The 15647-nt window shown below is 49.5% G+C and carries 14 protein-coding genes; 6 read left to right on the forward strand and 8 right to left on the reverse strand.

The features are described 5' to 3' along the window. Position 1: 1 nt before the first annotated feature. Positions 2-1822: a sensor histidine kinase gene (locus HP568_RS11940; protein WP_173629176.1), complete on the forward strand. Its 1821-nt coding sequence runs from the start codon at positions 2-4 to the stop codon at positions 1820-1822. On the opposite strand, the gene HP568_RS11945 is transcribed toward HP568_RS11940, so the two are convergent. Both HP568_RS11945 and HP568_RS11950 read right to left on the reverse strand, forming a co-directional pair. Next, positions 1819-2619, reverse strand: a complete 801-nt coding sequence (locus HP568_RS11945; RefSeq protein ID WP_173629212.1) for an alpha/beta hydrolase family protein — start codon at positions 2617-2619, stop codon at positions 1819-1821. The two genes, HP568_RS11940 and HP568_RS11945, sit on opposite strands and share 4 nt — an antisense overlap. Before the next feature lie 5 nt (positions 2620-2624). Next, positions 2625-3512, reverse strand: a complete 888-nt coding sequence (locus HP568_RS11950; protein WP_173629177.1) for a LysR family transcriptional regulator — start codon at positions 3510-3512, stop codon at positions 2625-2627. Between the two features lie 119 nt (positions 3513-3631). Between HP568_RS11950 and HP568_RS11955 the strand changes: the two genes are divergently transcribed. Continuing rightward, positions 3632-4018, forward strand: a complete 387-nt coding sequence (locus tag HP568_RS11955; RefSeq protein WP_173629178.1) for a rhodanese-like domain-containing protein — start codon at positions 3632-3634, stop codon at positions 4016-4018. 55 nt (positions 4019-4073) lie between these two features. On the opposite strand, the gene HP568_RS11960 is transcribed toward HP568_RS11955, so the two are convergent. The 5 genes from HP568_RS11960 to HP568_RS11980 form a co-directional block, all read right to left on the reverse strand. Then, the gene (locus HP568_RS11960) at positions 4074-4487 is read right to left on the reverse strand and encodes a S1 RNA-binding domain-containing protein (protein ID WP_048034671.1); all 414 of its coding nucleotides are present in this window, start codon (positions 4485-4487) and stop codon (positions 4074-4076) included. Between the two features lie 127 nt (positions 4488-4614). Beyond that, positions 4615-5733, reverse strand: coding sequence for an acetate/propionate family kinase (locus HP568_RS11965; RefSeq protein WP_048034672.1), 1119 nt, complete (start codon positions 5731-5733; stop codon positions 4615-4617). 63 nt (positions 5734-5796) lie between these two features. Beyond that, positions 5797-6300 (reverse strand): VanZ family protein, encoded by a 504-nt coding sequence (locus tag HP568_RS11970; RefSeq protein WP_048034673.1) that lies wholly within the window; start codon positions 6298-6300, stop codon positions 5797-5799. Positions 6301-6410: 110 nt separating this feature from the next. Then, positions 6411-9659: an efflux RND transporter permease subunit gene (locus HP568_RS11975; protein WP_173629179.1), complete on the reverse strand. Its 3249-nt coding sequence runs from the start codon at positions 9657-9659 to the stop codon at positions 6411-6413. Further along, entirely contained in the window at positions 9652-10899 is a 1248-nt protein-coding gene (locus tag HP568_RS11980; protein ID WP_173629180.1) for an efflux RND transporter periplasmic adaptor subunit, read from the reverse strand. The genes HP568_RS11975 and HP568_RS11980 overlap by 8 nt, the downstream gene beginning before the upstream one ends. Before the next feature lie 266 nt (positions 10900-11165). Between HP568_RS11980 and HP568_RS11985 the strand changes: the two genes are divergently transcribed. From HP568_RS11985 to HP568_RS11995, 3 genes are all read left to right on the forward strand, one after another. Then, positions 11166-11858: a CoA transferase subunit A gene (locus tag HP568_RS11985; protein WP_015893185.1), complete on the forward strand. Its 693-nt coding sequence runs from the start codon at positions 11166-11168 to the stop codon at positions 11856-11858. 46 nt (positions 11859-11904) lie between these two features. Next, entirely contained in the window at positions 11905-12561 is a 657-nt protein-coding gene (locus HP568_RS11990; RefSeq protein WP_173629181.1) for a CoA transferase subunit B, read from the forward strand. 101 nt (positions 12562-12662) lie between these two features. Beyond that, complete coding sequence (locus HP568_RS11995; protein WP_173629182.1) at positions 12663-13427, forward strand: alpha/beta hydrolase; 765 nt, start codon at positions 12663-12665, stop codon at positions 13425-13427. Here the strand turns inward: HP568_RS11995 and HP568_RS12000 are convergent. Then, positions 13405-14619: an MFS transporter gene (locus tag HP568_RS12000; RefSeq protein ID WP_173629183.1), complete on the reverse strand. Its 1215-nt coding sequence runs from the start codon at positions 14617-14619 to the stop codon at positions 13405-13407. The two genes, HP568_RS11995 and HP568_RS12000, sit on opposite strands and share 23 nt — an antisense overlap. A 125-nt stretch (positions 14620-14744) precedes the next feature. Here HP568_RS12000 and HP568_RS12005 point away from each other — a divergent pair, with 125 nt between their 5' ends. Then, positions 14745-15638, forward strand: a complete 894-nt coding sequence (locus HP568_RS12005) for a LysR family transcriptional regulator (protein WP_173629184.1) — start codon at positions 14745-14747, stop codon at positions 15636-15638. The last annotated feature ends 9 nt before the right edge of the window (positions 15639-15647 follow it).

The following is a 15647-nucleotide window of genomic DNA, read 5'->3' on the forward strand; positions in this document are numbered from 1 at the left end:
CATGCCCCTTTTCAGCAATCTCGGGTTTCAGAAAAAAATCATGCTCAGCTATCTCGTAATGATGCTTCTCATCGGTTGCGTAACGACCCTGTTCAGCTATCAAATGACCAAGGTCACCTCTGATGAAGTGTATTTGACACAAAACCTCTTACCGCAAACGAGCGCCTTATTGGAAGTCAAAAACCAGATTTACACCAAGACATATGCGTTGAACATGTATACATTGACGCGCAACGAGTCTTACCTGGATCAGTACTATACAAATCTGATCGATACGGCTCGTTTTTCCTCGCTTCCCAAAACGGAGGCGAACAGTGGCTTGTTTACGATTATTGAATCGATATCAAAACTGGACTTTATTTTTTTGAACAAAATCAATCCGTTGCTGCAAGCAGGGAATGTTCCCGCCGTCAGCTATGTCCTTACCAATGAAGTACAGCCATTGCTCGACCGGTTGGAACGCGATCTGTCCTTTTCACTCAATCAGCTCGAGTATCAGACGAACAAAGAGTTTCAGAATTCAAATGAGAGCATCAAAGTCTCGTTGATCCTGACGTATTCCGTTTCTGTAGCCTCTATCTTGTTTGGGCTGTTCTGTACGTTTTACTTCCGCAATGAGCTATTGCGCCCAATCCAGTCGCTGATGCAGCAAGCGCGTGAAGTATCGAAAGGAACATTCGGCCAACAAATCGTCTATACCCATCAAGACGAATTCCTTGAGTTGGCGCAGGAGTTCAACAAAATGTCGAGTAGCATCGCCAATCTATTCGCACAAGATGAAAGGCAACGGCAAATTTTGACCGAAGAAAAAAACATCCGGGAGCAAATCTTAAACTCTCTGCCTGTTGGGATTATTACTCACTCCCATGCGACAGTCGGTCTTCATGTAAACCAGTTGGCACAGCATTTGGTCAAGCTCGACGATCACGGTTACCCCGTGTCCAAGGTTTCCTTTGAAGCACCCACATGCAACGAGCCGACTCCCTGGTTCGTCAATCGCAAAATGACCTTGTACAAAAAAGACGACACGCCATTCATTGCCCTGGTCTCCTACATCCCTTTGCACAATCATCACCACGATCAGGAAACCGGGTGGATGGTCGCCTTCCTGGACATTACGGAGCAGGAGCAAATTCAAGAGTACTTGAATCAATCCGAGAAGCTGGCGATGGTCGGTCAGTTGGCAGCGGGAGCCGCTCATGAAATTCGTAATCCGCTAACGGTCATCTACGGCTTTATTCAGCTATTGGAACAGCGTTTATCGGATCAAGAGCGCGATTTGTACTATTTGCCTTTAATTTTGCAGGAAATTGAACGGGTCAACCGCATTGTGACGGAGTTGTTGATGCTCTCCAAACCGTCCAAGCCCGATTATCGCGAGGTTGCGCTAACCGGTGTCGTTCATTCGATTCTTCCCTTGATGAATGCCGAGGCTATGCTACATGGGATTGAAATCGTAGATCACTGTGATCCGCGCATTCGCATTCACGTCGATGTCGAGCAATTAAAGCAAATCCTGTTAAATTTAATGAAAAACAGCATTGAAGCCATGAAAGACGGCGGCGTTCTCTCCATTGAAAGCCGCCTGGACGATCAGGCTGTCCATATTCATGTCAAAGACACGGGAGAAGGCATTTCTCAAGAGTATCTGGTGCGTATATTCGATCCGTTCTTCTCCTTAAAAGAGGATGGGACAGGACTGGGGCTGCCGATTTCCCGACGAATGGTCGAAAACCACGGTGGGGAGCTGCACGTGAACAGTAAGCTGGGAAAAGGAACGGAAATCATCATCACGCTTCCGCTTACACCAAAAGAAGATTAGGCTTGCGCATCCAGCCAAGCGAACATCTTGCGCGTATACATCTCCATTTCTTCCCCGACAAACAGATGGCTGGCCCCTTGCGCCAGCCATTTTTCATACGGTTTGCCTGCCCGCGTCAGCGCATCTGCCAATTTATGAGCATGCTCCACTCCCACATTCTCATCTTCTGTTCCATGTATGATCAGCACAGGGCAAGAAATCTCGTCCATCCGATACAAAGGCGTCCGATCGCGGTAGGCATCCTCCTGCTTGCGCGGGTGACCGATGATTCTACGCAGCATCCTTCTCAGATCAACCCGCTCCTCATAGGTCAAAAACATGTCGCTGACGCCACTCCATACGACGCAGGATAATACGCCCTTGCACTCCATTGCAGCAAACAAGGCCATGATGCCACCGCGTGAAAAGCCGTAGACGCTGATTCGCTCCTTGTCCACCTTCTCCAGATTGCGGAGCAATTCAAATGCAGCAAACACATCATGCCTGTCTGCCCCACCGAATTCATCCCGGCCCTCTCCGCCTTCGTTGCCACGGTAATGAGGGGCGAGGACCAGGTAGCCAAAGGCGGCCATTTGGCTGATTCTCTCAGGTCGGACCCGTCCCACTCCTTTAATCCCGCCTCGGCAATACAGGAGAGCTGGCAAACATGCTCCCTCCTGAAAATAGGCCTCTGGAACAGCCAAGGCAGCTTTTACCAGCAAGTCTTGACTGTAGTAGCTGACAGTATAGAGCCGCACTCCCGGATGGACTGTCTCCTCGGATGTACATGCGACAAATGGTGAAGTATCTAGCTGCATCCTGCTCACGATTCCTCTCTCTGTAATCTCGTAATCGTATCCACAAGCGTCACCATCGAAGGTGATAGCCATTTCTTTTTATGATAAACAAGCTGTATGGAAAAAGGCGGCTTATCTGACTGAAACGGGATGGCTGTGAGCACCCCTTCTGCGAGCTCTCTCTTGACCGCCATGAGCGGCAGCAAAGCAACACCCAGGCCACAGCGCACACACTGCTTGATCGCTTCCGGATTGCTAAACTGGCAGGCGATTCGCTGACTCATCCCAGCCTCTCCCAATGCCTCCAGCAGCATGCCCCGATACGTACAGCCTTCTTCGGTCAATACAAGCGGTTCCCCACCCAAATCATGGACCGTGAGTGCTGTTGCTGTCGTAAATCGATGGGTGGGTGGCATGATGATCACCAATTCTTCCTCGCGAATAACGTGGGTGACTAGCTCAGGGTCTGTACAAGGACGATCGAAAATGATCCCGATATCGAGATAGCCATCCTTGATCTGTTGTACAATTTCTGCTTCTCCAGCCGTCTGCAATACTAAGTCAACCTGAGGATATTGCTGACAAAAAGCCTGTAAATACGACGGCAGAAAGAACGCCGCCAATGTATCAATCGTTCCAATGGCAATTGGGCCTGTTGTCTGTTGCTTAATCACTTCTTTAGATTCCCCATACAGACGAATCAATTCCCGTGCGTACGGCAGCAAGGCTTCCCCTGCTTGCGTCAGTCGCAGCTTGCGTCCGTATCTCTCAAATAGCGGGGCTCCATACGACTGCTCCAGCTTTTGCATTTGTGCCGTTACCGTCGGTTGAGCATAGCCCAGTTCTTCTGCTGCCCGTGTAAAGCTCCCATACCGGGCTACTTCGCGAAAAGTATGTAAATAGACCAGCTCCATCCCGCTTCCTCCCATAGAAATCAGTAATGATCCTTATTGAATAGTATAGATAACTGTGATGGTTGGTTCAATGCTATGCTTTGTACATAACCATCACACGTAACGAGGAGGATTTTGATATGTCCCTTGTTTTGCAAACACCCGCCGCGCCATCTGAAGTAGCCCGTACTCATTTTCTCAACAAGCTTTCTCTCGAGACAGATGTCGCTGATGTATGGAATGACATCCAAAACCGAGTGGAAGGCTTCTACATCCTGGATGCTCGCAGCGAGAAAGCGTATCGGGAGGGTCACGTTCCCGGAGCTCTGAATCTCCCCCATTCGCTTATTTCCGCTGAAACGACGGCTGCTCTGGACCCGACCAAGCTCATGGTCGTCTACTGCTGGGGTCCCAACTGCAACGGTGCAGCGAAGGCATGCGCGAAACTGGCCGCTCTCGGTTTTCGAGTGAAAGAGATGCTCGGCGGGATTGAATACTGGGAAAAAGAGGGGAATCCTCTCGAATAGAAAACGCAAAAAAGGACGGGAGCTTGATCCCGTCCTTCTTACGTTATCGCAAGGCTTAGTAGCCGCGTTTTGCGTTCTTTTTGTTGATTGTCGCAAGGTTCTCTTCGCTGTGCTTCATCCATTTTTTCATCTTGTCTTCGAAAGAAGCTCCGCTATCTCGTTTTGCATTCCCTCCGCGGTCGCCTCCACGATATCCACCACCACGGCGCTCTTCACGTTCCGGACGCTCAGGCGCTGGGAGTGCTGCGCGAACCGAAAGCGAGATTTTACCTGCATCATCAATGGAGAGTACTTTTACCTTTACTTGTGCCCCCACGGTAAAGTGATCATTGATATCCTTAACAAAACCGTTTGCTACTTGGGAAATGTGGACCAGCCCCTGCTCGGTTTCGCTGACTGCTACGAACATCCCAAACGGTTTAATCGCTGTCACTTTTCCTTCGATGATGCTTCCCACTTGTACTGCCATCCAGTTTGCACTCCTTTTATTTTTTCAGAAAAATGGTGAGAACCTCAAACCAGAAGCCTCATTCTCTTAGTATAGCAGAGAAATTCCAATACTGAAAAGCCTATTCTTTCTAGGCACACACTCTAAGCTAGTTATGCCCCAGTTCGAATGCATCCATTGCCATGACAAGTTCTTCATTTGTCGGGATGACCATGACTTTTACCGGAGAGTATTTCGTGCTGATGAATGTCTCACCTTTGCTGGTACGGTTTACCTCACGATCCAGGTTTACCCCGGCAAATTCCAGACCAGAGCACACCAAATCACGCACGGCAGCACTATTCTCTCCGACACCCGCCGTAAAGATAATACCGTCAACTCCATTCAGTCGTGCAAGGTACAGTCCCACATGCTTATGCAGAATAGTAGTAAACAATTCCAGCGCGAGCTTGCTGCGGAGATGTCCCTCTTCTGCTTTTTTCATAACGTCACGCAAATCATTGGATACACCCGATACGCCCATGAGACCGCTATTGTTATTCAGAATCTTAATAGCGCCAGCCGTGTCAGTCTTTTCAATTTCCTCAATATACGGGATGATACCTGGGTCAATGTTTCCGCTGCGCGTACCCATAGACAAACCAGCCAACGGCGTCATACCCATCGACGTATCATACGATTCACCATTTCGGATCGCCGTGATACTTACCCCGCTTCCGATGTGGCAGCTGATCAGACGTAGCTGCTCTTTCGGGCGACCCATCATTTCTGCTGCCCGGCCCATTACATAGCGATGGGACGTTCCATGGAAACCGTATTTGCGAATACCGTATTGCTCGTAGTATTCATAAGGCAGTGCGTACAAATAAGAGGATGGTGGCATGGTTTGGTGGAACGCTGTATCAAAAACAGCTACGTGAATCAAATCAGGAAACAGACTCTGTGCAACTTCAATCCCGGTCAGGTTAATGGGGTTATGAAGCGGGGCGAAACGGGACAGGCTACGAATTTCGTCTTTTACTTGGTCATCAATAATAACGGACTGCTTAAATGCTTCTCCGCCGTGGACAACACGATGGGAAACGATATCTATCGAATATTGTTTGAGGGATTCAAACACTCCCCGAATAGCATCTTCATATTGGTCACGCTGGATTTGCTCCAAATAATCATGCGCAATCAATGTTTTGGAAGGCATTTCATACAGCTTGTACTTCACCGAAGAACTTCCGCAGTTCAGTACAAGAACATTCTTTTTTCCTACCACGATCTAATCCACTCTCCAATCATTCAATCGCAGCCTTCTCTCCTCATAGGATGGATAGGCTCCCTACATTTTATAACGATATGCTCTTCGTGAATACAGATAATTGAGAGCAATTATCAACAACATCGTGACAGATCCAGATGCATCGAGCAAAACATCCTGCACCATTCCGGTTCGATCCGGTGTAAACGTCTGGTGCCATTCATCCAAAACAGCCGTCATCACACTGCAAAAAGCGCTCCAGGGCAGTGCTTGCCCAAACGAGAGATGATGCGAAAACACGCGATACCAGCTAAAAGCCAAGAGAGCAAAAACAGTAAAGTGTGTCCCTTTCCGTATCAAGAACTCGATAAAACCAGCCGCTCCCTTTTCTTCCAGACTGACATCCTTGCCTCCGTAAGGAATGGATATGTCGCCTAAACGGTCTTGTAAGCTCTGTTCATCCACTAGCTTGTCTATCGTCCCTCGCATGTCTTGCTTGGCGTATGGCTGTGAAGAAGAAATGAACAACCCGAGGAGAATGGCCATCAAAAGCAAGTAATCCCATACTTTTCGATATCGACGCACGTGTTTGTTACCCCCTGCTTTCGATTCTCTTTCCTATCTTACCATGACGCATACCTGGTTAGTCGGTTACAGCTACGTGAACGATTGAAAAAGAAAAACGCCAACCTATTTTAGCGGTTGGCGTCATGTGTAGAAGAAGACAGAGGCAGGAAGTCCTCTTGTACAGGCACATACTCCCGGGAATCGTGGTTTGAGACTTCGGCTTGCCCTGTTTTTTGTGAGCGGGCCTGTTCGCGTTTCCTTTCTTTGAAATCGCGGCGACGTACCTGGTTGTTTTCCCACCAAATCCGCAAATGACGCGCGAGGATCGGCAAGGACATCTCAGAATGGGCCGCCTGTCTTTGCACAGCGGCATGTTGCATACCAGGAAGAAGTACGATTGTGGCAAAAGCCCCCATTAGAATGCCAAACAACAATACGCTGGCAAAGGACGCAAACGAATCATTCCCAGTACCCAAGCCCCCAGCAAGCGGAAGGCTAGCTAACGCGATCGCCAAATATATCCCCGCTTGATTAAGCATGGTGCGTTTGGCCCCCAGCTTGATACCGTCCCAAACTCGCTCCTGCTCAGCTTGAGCCTTGTACAGCTCATCCATCGCAAGAAGTGCCTGCAAAACGATGACAGCAATGGCAGCCACCATACCATAGAAGCTCATAACGTTCATGGGTCGATCCAACCACAGCAATCCCAACGCAAAGCCTCCAGACAAGATGGGCAAGAGAACGAGGGCAAATAATCCATCGCGCGTTCTTCGTTGCAAAAGCAAGCTCATGATAAGTACGAGGGCAACCAGACTGCCAATCGTCAAGAACCGGCTGCTCCAATCAACCTTGTTGAGCTTTTTCTCCTCCAATTTCTTCAGCTCATCGTCGTTATATACCGTATAGCCTTCGGGTATCGTCACCTTTTCTTGCATGGTATATGGAATGATGTAAGACCACAGCTCAATTCGACTTGGGTCTGTGACGGCACTGCTTACCTTGAAGACATACAGTCCGTCTTCCCGTTGATAAATGGGCGGTTCGCTGCCGATCGACCAATCTACCAGCTCAGATAATCGCACCGTACCTTGTGAGGTTCGAATTAAAATCTGTTTCACTTGATCCGGATAGTCCATCCACCCGTCAGGGAATCGTACGTGGATAGGTACCTGACGCTCATTCCAATAGACACTGCCAGCTGTTTTTTCTCCCAAATAGCTCTCCAGTTGTCTCTTGATCTCCTCTTGCGTAATCCGATAGCGTGCCAGCATCTCTTGTTTTGGACGAATGTCGATAAAAGTCCCCTCTGCACCTGGACCGATTCGTTCATCTGTTACAAGTTCTCGCCCCTCTTTATCCTTCGCACTCTGCTTTTCCATGAAGGCCAATAATTCATTGGCAATGTTCTGCGTCGTTTGCAAGGATGGCCCCATGATCGTCAAGACAAGGCGAGTTGCCTTATCTTTATTAATGACCAGCGCAAACGGATCTGTCTGAGGAATATCTCGCAGCTCTTTGTCCAGTACTTTTTCCAGATCTGAGACTGATTGCGTCCAATCGTATTTGTCCACGAGCTTTAGTTGAAAGCTCAGATTTTCTTCGGAGGCAATCGTGTAGACATCTCGGACTTCGTTAATGGCGAGCAAGCGCTCCTCGGCTATTTGTGCTGCCCGCATGGCCTCATCGATGCTACTTCCCTGCACCATTGGCAATGAAAGCGACTTGTCGCCATAATCAAGCTTGGCGTACGGATCTACAAGAATAAATGACTTGAGCAAAAAGACAAAGGCAAGCGAGGCAACCAGTGTGATTCCATAAGGCAAGTACCCTTGTTCCACCAGTCGTTCCCAGCGAGCTTGAAAATACCTTGTCACTTTATTGGAAGCCCGTGGTGTTTCCTCCTCTACTCGGTCGGAAGCTTCCAGCCACGTTCCTGTCAGTACTGGCGTGATAAATCCATAGATAAGAATAAGAGCAAACGTCCCCAGCAAAAGAACGGGCCAAGCATCGTATAAGACAACCTTGTCTTCTGCCTTGAGGAAATCCGTGTAAACGACACCTGTCCAACAGGCTGCCACTACGACAATCGTGAGCAAAAACGGCTTCATCAACCCCCACGCCACTTGCAAACAACGAACAAGCGAGTACGAGGGCAATCCTGAAAACTGATGAAACAACGCAGAGCCTGCTCCTGTGAACAATAGCGAAAATAACACGAGTGGTCCAAGCGTGGAGAGCGTCAATGGGATTCCCCAAAGCCACATGCCTCCAAGAACACTGCCGACCGCTAGAACGTTTGCCAAAAGCGCGAGTACAGCCCCTGCCCATTGTTTTCGGGTCAGGTACAAAAAGAGCGAACAGATGACAGCCGTTAGAACAGCCAGTGCCCCAAGCTGTCTCAATGCAGCAGTGATTGTCTGCGCGTCGTCACGAAACAAATCGAGGCGGTACTTGCCGCCTGAAGCCTGATTCAACTCGCCAACCGCTTCCTTTACTTGCCTGCTGATGACAGGCAATTGCCCGACATCTGCTGCGTACACCGTGATTCCTAAGGCAGGCGAGCCACGATACATCCCGATTTGTTCGCCTTTGCTCCCGCGTCGATCACGAATGTCAGCCAACGTGTTTAGTGGCACGTATCCTTTATCGGTGGAGATCAAGTGCTTACCCAGATCTTGCAGCCCTTCCGATTTACTCGTCCATTGAATCATGGTTCGATCCTTATCAGCTCCAACAGAGCCTACCTCTTCTCCAACCACATCTGTCGGCAGTTGCGACAGAACATCAGCAGGTGTGAGCCCGTAGGCGAGTAACATGGACGGTCGGAAAATGATATCTACCTGCTCTTTCAAGGCTTGCTTGTCCATTTCGATGCGAGCGATCCCTGGCAGATTGATCAATTTGTCATAGACGGTATTTTGGGCAACGTCAGACAAGGTCTGCAAGTCCGTGCCGTACAGGACATAAAAGCCAATCTTGCTATCGGCGAGATTGCTTTGACTGACGCTCCACTCCTGCACGGGTAGCTGCTTCGTGATTTCTCCCAGCTTCTTTTCCAACCGTTCCTTATAATCCGAACCGATTTGTTCCGATGTTTTTACAGTAATAACTGCCGACCCCATCCGAGATTCGGAAGCAATCGTAAGCACACTGCCCAATGAACGTACCGATTCCTCTACTTTTCTCGCAACCGATTCGTCTACTTCCGCAGAGGAAAGTTTGGGTGCCAAGAGACTGATTGTATATTCAGGCACAGACCGATCCGGGAACGTCTTGATATCCAGCCCGAACCAAGCTCCTACCGCAAGTAGGCAGCAAATGACCGCCAGGATACGGGCGAAGGAGGGGATAATCGATAAAAATGTCTTGTTATTCATCCGCCACCTTCACCGCCTCACCATCCACTACATACGACAAGCCTGAAGCAACAATTTGGTCACCAGGCACGAGACCTTCCACTACCTCATAGAAGGTTCCTTGCAATGCCCCCACTTTGACAAACGTCTTTTCCACTGAATGTTCATTGATTTTCATGACGTAATATTCTTCATCAGAGACGCCGATGCTGCTTACAGGAACGAGCGCAACATTTGACGCCGGTAGCGGATACATACAAGTGACAGTCATGCCACCCTTCCACGCTACATTCTTGCCGTCTACGGTCACCTCGACTGGATAAGACCCCAAGCTGGTATCCATAACAGGTGAGACAAACGTCACTTTTCCTTCTGCTTCACTGCCGTCCGGGGCCTTCACCTTTACCACTTTACCTGCCTGCCAATGGGCGATTTGCTCCCTTTCTACTTGCAGCTTGACAAGCCAGGAGCTCGTATCGACCATCCGAATGACCTCTGTCCCAGGTCCAGCTTGCTCCGACGCGGTCTTGGAGATCGCTGCAACCACGCCTGTAAACGGAGCTTTGATCACCGCATCAGCGGCTTCCTGCTTCGCGCGGCTCAATTGAACATTGGCCTGCTGGATGCTTGCATTCGCTTCTTCGATGTCCAGTGGATCGGCGCCCTTCAGCAGGTTGTTGTACGCCACTTGTTCTTCTTCCAGACTCAGCTCGGCTTGTCGCAGTGCAGAGGACAGCTTGTCTTTTTCATCCTTCGAGATGGCTCCATTCGCATACAAAATCTCCGCTTTGGTGAGTTCGTCGCGAGCTTTTTGCATTTGTTCTCTCGCTTTTTCTACCTGTAGCTTCTTGGTCTGCACCTCATGACTCTCCGGTCCCTTGGCGGCCTTTTCCCGCTTGATTGCAGCACTTGCTACTTGTCCTTGGGCTGCGTGAATTCCTTGCTGCAAGGCCGTTCCATCTAATGTCGCCAACGTCTGCCCCGCCTTGACAGCAGCTCCTTTTTCTACGAGAATGCCTGAAATTTTGCCTGAGGCACCAAACGATAAAGCCAGCTCCTGACGCGGTGCCACTACACCTGCTACTTCCATCAGTCGCTCATCCTTGCCATTCTCCACCGTATAGGCACTTACTGTTTTCACCTTGATGACCGTTTCTTCTTTCGTTCGTTTCAGACTTGAAACTCCCTCATTTAGCTTTTCGCACCCTACGAGCAGCAGGACCACAACCGTAAGACTTATCCATTTATTCGTATTTTTCATTCCTGCAACCCCACATTTCCCCCTGAATCTTCCTAATACTGACCAAAAAAACGACGAATGTTGACAAAATATATTTTACAGAAAAAAATGGTATAGTTGTACTACTTTTCTGTCATTTTACATTATTTTTTATAATCCAAATGTCTCGTCACTTGTTTGTAACTCGTATCTAGTATGATAGAAGGGCAGGAAAACGGGGCAACAGCATCGCCCTATTGTTAGCGCTTACAAAAATCCTTTACTTTTTCATGGTGGGAGTGATCGTCATGGCCAAAATCTATACTTCTTACACGGACATCGTGGCTGATATTCACGATGGTGCCACTTTATTAGTGGGCGGCTTCGGACTGGTAGGAATTCCGGAGAATCTGATTATTGCCCTGCGAGACAAAGCAGTGAAAAACTTGACAGTCGTCTCAAATAACTGCGGGGTAGATGATTGGGGACTCGGTCTCCTTTTACGCGAAAAGCAAATCAAAAAAATGGTCTCCTCTTATGTGGGTGAAAATAAGGAGTTCGAACGTCAATTTTTGTCCGGTGAGCTCGAAGTCGAGTTGACGCCACAAGGGACGCTGGCGGAGAGAATTCGCGCAGGCGGAGCTGGAATTCCGGCATTCTATACTCCAGCTGGAGTCGGCACACCTATCGCTGAAGGACGGGAAACACGCGATTTCGCAGGGAAAGAGTACCTGCTTGAGTATGGCATCACGGGTGATTTCGCACTGATCAAGGCGTGGAAGGCTGACAAGATGGGCAATCTCGTCTTCCGCAAAACAGCCCAAAACTTCAATCCGATGATGGCAGCAGCCGGAAAAATCACGATCGTCGAAGTGGAAGAAATCGTAGAGACAGGTGAACTGGACCCTGAGCATATTCACACACCAAGTGTCTATGTGCAACGTGTGATACAGGCACCTTCGTTCGAAAAACGTATCGAACGACGCACTGTCCGCTCGTAAGCAGCAAAAGAGAGTACCGGATTACATTCAAGGGAGGAAAACACAGATGTCGCTTACACGTGAGCAAATCGCCACTCGTGCCGCCAGGGAAATAGAAGATGGCTTTTACGTAAACTTGGGGATTGGAATGCCCACGCTCGTCGCCAACTACATCCCGGAAGGAAAAACAGTTGTTCTGCAATCGGAAAACGGCTTGCTCGGAATTGGTCCATACCCGACAGAGGAAAACCTCGATCCTGATCTCATCAATGCCGGAAAAGAAACCGTTACGGCTATTCCAGGTGCGGCCTACTTCTCCAGTGCAGAATCGTTTGCGATGATTCGCGGCGGCCATATCGACCTCGCTATTTTGGGAGCGATGGAGGTTTCTGCTGCGGGTGATCTCGCAAACTGGATGATTCCTGGCAAAATGGTCAAGGGCATGGGAGGTGCCATGGATCTCGTCCACGGCGCGAAAAAAATCGTCGTCATCATGGATCATGTCAACAAGCATGGTGAGACAAAAATCTTGAATGAATGCGCCCTGCCACTTACCGGCAAGAAGGTTGTCAACCGTATTATTACGGACAGAGCTGTCATGGACGTGACACCAGACGGGCTCGTCCTCGTCGAGGTAGCAGAAGGTTATACAGCGGAAGATATCCAGGCCTGCACGCAACCTACGCTACTTATCTCTCCAGAACTGAAAACAATTGGGCTGTAACCTATTTTTCAGGTACAGAACCCCCGTGAGTAAATAGCCGACTTCATCGCAGCTGCGTGGAGTCGCTTTTTCTTTCCCTTTTTTGCTCGGTGTGGGCACACTTGCGCGGTCGCCTCCTTCTCACCTTTTCGTATATAATATGGATGATCCATCAAATTTCCCAGTATCTGAGAGGAAGAGATTCCATGTCAGGAACAGTCGGTTGCTTACTTATCCATGGATTTGCCGGAGACATCAACGATATACTCCCACTCGCCAAAAAGCTCCGCGAGGCTGGCTATCAGGTGGAATGCCCTACCTTGGAGGGACATGGGACTACTCGTCGACACATGGCAAAAAGCACCCGCCACGACTGGCTTCGCTCGGCAGAAGAAGGCTACAAGCGACTGTCTATGCGCGCTGACACCATCGTGGTCATCGGATTTTCCATGGGGGGACTGCTCGCCTTTCACTTGACGACGAAATATCCCGTCGCCCTGCTATTTACGATCAACACCCCTTATAAATATTGGGATGTCAAAGAGGCAATGCACTATTTGCGTGAGGATTTCTCTACCCACTCCAAACGCTATATACACGGCATCGGCAGAATCCCTTTTAGCAGTATGCTGCAATTTCGCAGGCTGTTGGCAGAAACGAAGCCGCTTTTGCCTCAAATTACGACCCCTTACGTTCTGCTGCAAGCAAGGCGAGACGATACTGTACACGCCGTGAGCGCACAAATACTCGCAACCAGTGTAGACGAATCTGCCTCCCCGCAGATCACCTGGTACGAGCATTCGAACCACATGCTGCTCCACGGTCCTGACAAGGAGGCAGCCATTGCTCACGTCATGACAACCATCAAGAAGCGCTTTCCATCTTGACCAGCTTCGGGCGCCACAGCCATACAAGACCAACCAGAAGCAAGATCATCGCTATTCCGGTGTACATGGGACCCAGACCTACGTGTTCATCTAGCCAGAAAGCAAGGAGCGGCCCCAACGCCGCGCCCAGATCACTCACGACTGAATACTGTGTCATTACTGCTTGGCTGTTGGCCTGTCTCGCAGCTTCATCTGCCGCAAGGGTATCCATCACGGTCGTGATAATCGTCGCGGTCAACTGAATGCCGAATAAAATTGCAAACCATAGCAAAAGCGAAGACGCTGTCTGCAACGAGGCAAACAGAATGGAGGCGACTAGCAACGTCCCGATGAATAGATTCGTCCGACCATGCCTGTCCGACAATTTGCCTACCAATGGGGCCGCCCACGGCTCCCACCCCCAGCGGATGCCTTGGATCACACTTGCAATCACTGCTGCCCCCAGCACGACTCCACCCATCATGATAAGCGGTTCACGTACTTCGACCACTCTGCTTAACGTGGAGGTAAACACCCCCTGGTACACCATCGTGACGAGCAATGCCGTCGTCAGTGTCAACAGTACCTGCACCTGACTCCACAAGCGTTTTCCTGCATCCATCTGCTTCACGTCTGTCAGATGCTGATTGGTAAAGGAAGGGCGTATATAGCGAAAAACAAGAATGAATGCGAACAAGGAAGGCACCGCAAGTACAATGGCAGCAACAGAAAGCCCGTACCAAGAGGCCAGTAGTGCTCCGACCAGCATGCCGCCAAGACTGCCCAATCGATACAGTCCGTTGTACAAGCCCATGAGTTGCCCGCGATTATGCCCTTCGGAAACGGTCACGATCAAGGAAAACGCACCTAGCCTTAAAAAGGTCCAAGCGACTCCCCACAAGCATCGCATCAGAAGCCACAGCCAAAAGCCTTCCAAGCTGTACGAAAGCGTCGTCAGAAAAGCCAACACCACTGCCACAATCAAACCCGTGCGTCCTCCTGAGCGTTCATACCATTTTCCAACAAGAGGGCCGAGTGGTACGCGGATGAAGCGGTTCACCGCAAGTAATACCCCCACTTCCCACAGCGATGTTAATCCAGCCTCCTTCCAGAAAAGAGGAAGCACCACATACAGCATCGAATCCCCTATCATACATAATGCTGTCACCAGTGCGACTGCCACGACTTGTGTCTTTCCACTGACTTCTCTCATCTCCTGATCCTTCTCTCTACTCGTTTTTACGTCTTTCTGAGCTATACCTTACGCGCAATCACTCATCATTTCTAATACATCTTTATCTATTACTCATAAACAAAAGTTATGAATCGAGGTACAGGATGAACTTACATGCACTCCGCATTTTTGTAGAAGTAGCGTCACGAGGCAGTGTCACCGAAGCAGCAATCGCACTCTCGATCAGCCAGCCTGCCGTAAGTGCCCAAATCCGCAAGCTCGAAAATGAATGGGGCATGACCTTGCTCATCCCGGATGGTCGCGGTATTGCTCTCACCTACGAGGGGCGCTTTCTTTTTGAAAAAGCACGCCGCATTTACGACTGGGAACGGGAAATCGAATCACAGCTAACAGAAATCAAGCAAGGGAAGAAAGGACGACTAAGGATTGCTTCTACCTATCTCCCCTCGCATTATCTCGTGCCACAATGGCTGGCTCAGTACAAGCGCAATTATGAAGGAGTCGATGTGGAAATTCGCACGCGTAATTCCATGCAATCCATTGAGCTGCTTCTTAGCTGCGAGGTCGATGTGGCCGTTATTCTCAAAGAATCGTGGGATGAGCTGCCTATCAATCGGCATCATTTGATGGATGTACCCTATTGGTTTATTTTGCCCGCCCATCATCCGCTTGCAGGAAAAGAGATCCGTATGGAGCAGCTCGTGGAGGAACCATTTTTGTTGCGGGAGCAAGGCAGTTCGACCCGCGATTGGCTTTTTGCCCTCTGTCGCGAGCATGGTGTGAAACGTCCACAGGTCGGTATTCAGTATCACGGTCTGGTCGAATCCATCCACTCCGTTCGTTCGGGATATGGGACGATGTTGGCTCCTGCTCTGGCCGTCAGGGAAATGGTAGAGCAGGGTGAGGTCGGTCGTGTAACCGTATCAGGAGTAGAGATCAAGCGTCCGTTGTATGTCTGCACGCGTGACGATGAGACAGAACAGCGGCCTGTTGTTACTCAGTTTCTGGAGTTGGTAAAGCGTGAGAAACTGATTTGAAAATAAGAC

Source organism: Brevibacillus sp. MS2.2 (genome assembly GCF_013284345.1).
In the GTDB taxonomy this organism is placed as follows: domain Bacteria; phylum Bacillota; class Bacilli; order Brevibacillales; family Brevibacillaceae; genus Brevibacillus; species Brevibacillus brevis_C.

Coding starts and splice junctions, on each gene's coding strand:
- HP568_RS11940 (WP_173629176.1), top strand. CDS start 2: ATGCCCCTTTTCAGCAATCTCGGGTTTCAGAAAAAAATCATGCTCAGC.
- HP568_RS11945 (WP_173629212.1), bottom strand. CDS start 2,619: ATGCAGCTAGATACTTCACCATTTGTCGCATGTACATCCGAGGAGACA.
- HP568_RS11950 (WP_173629177.1), bottom strand. CDS start 3,512: ATGGAGCTGGTCTATTTACATACTTTTCGCGAAGTAGCCCGGTATGGG.
- HP568_RS11955 (WP_173629178.1), top strand. CDS start 3,632: ATGTCCCTTGTTTTGCAAACACCCGCCGCGCCATCTGAAGTAGCCCGT.
- HP568_RS11960 (WP_048034671.1), bottom strand. CDS start 4,487: ATGGCAGTACAAGTGGGAAGCATCATCGAAGGAAAAGTGACAGCGATT.
- HP568_RS11975 (WP_173629179.1), bottom strand. CDS start 9,659: ATGAATAACAAGACATTTTTATCGATTATCCCCTCCTTCGCCCGTATC.
- HP568_RS11980 (WP_173629180.1), bottom strand. CDS start 10,899: ATGAAAAATACGAATAAATGGATAAGTCTTACGGTTGTGGTCCTGCTG.
- HP568_RS11985 (WP_015893185.1), top strand. CDS start 11,166: ATGGCCAAAATCTATACTTCTTACACGGACATCGTGGCTGATATTCAC.
- HP568_RS11990 (WP_173629181.1), top strand. CDS start 11,905: ATGTCGCTTACACGTGAGCAAATCGCCACTCGTGCCGCCAGGGAAATA.
- HP568_RS12000 (WP_173629183.1), bottom strand. CDS start 14,619: ATGAGAGAAGTCAGTGGAAAGACACAAGTCGTGGCAGTCGCACTGGTG.
- HP568_RS12005 (WP_173629184.1), top strand. CDS start 14,745: ATGAACTTACATGCACTCCGCATTTTTGTAGAAGTAGCGTCACGAGGC.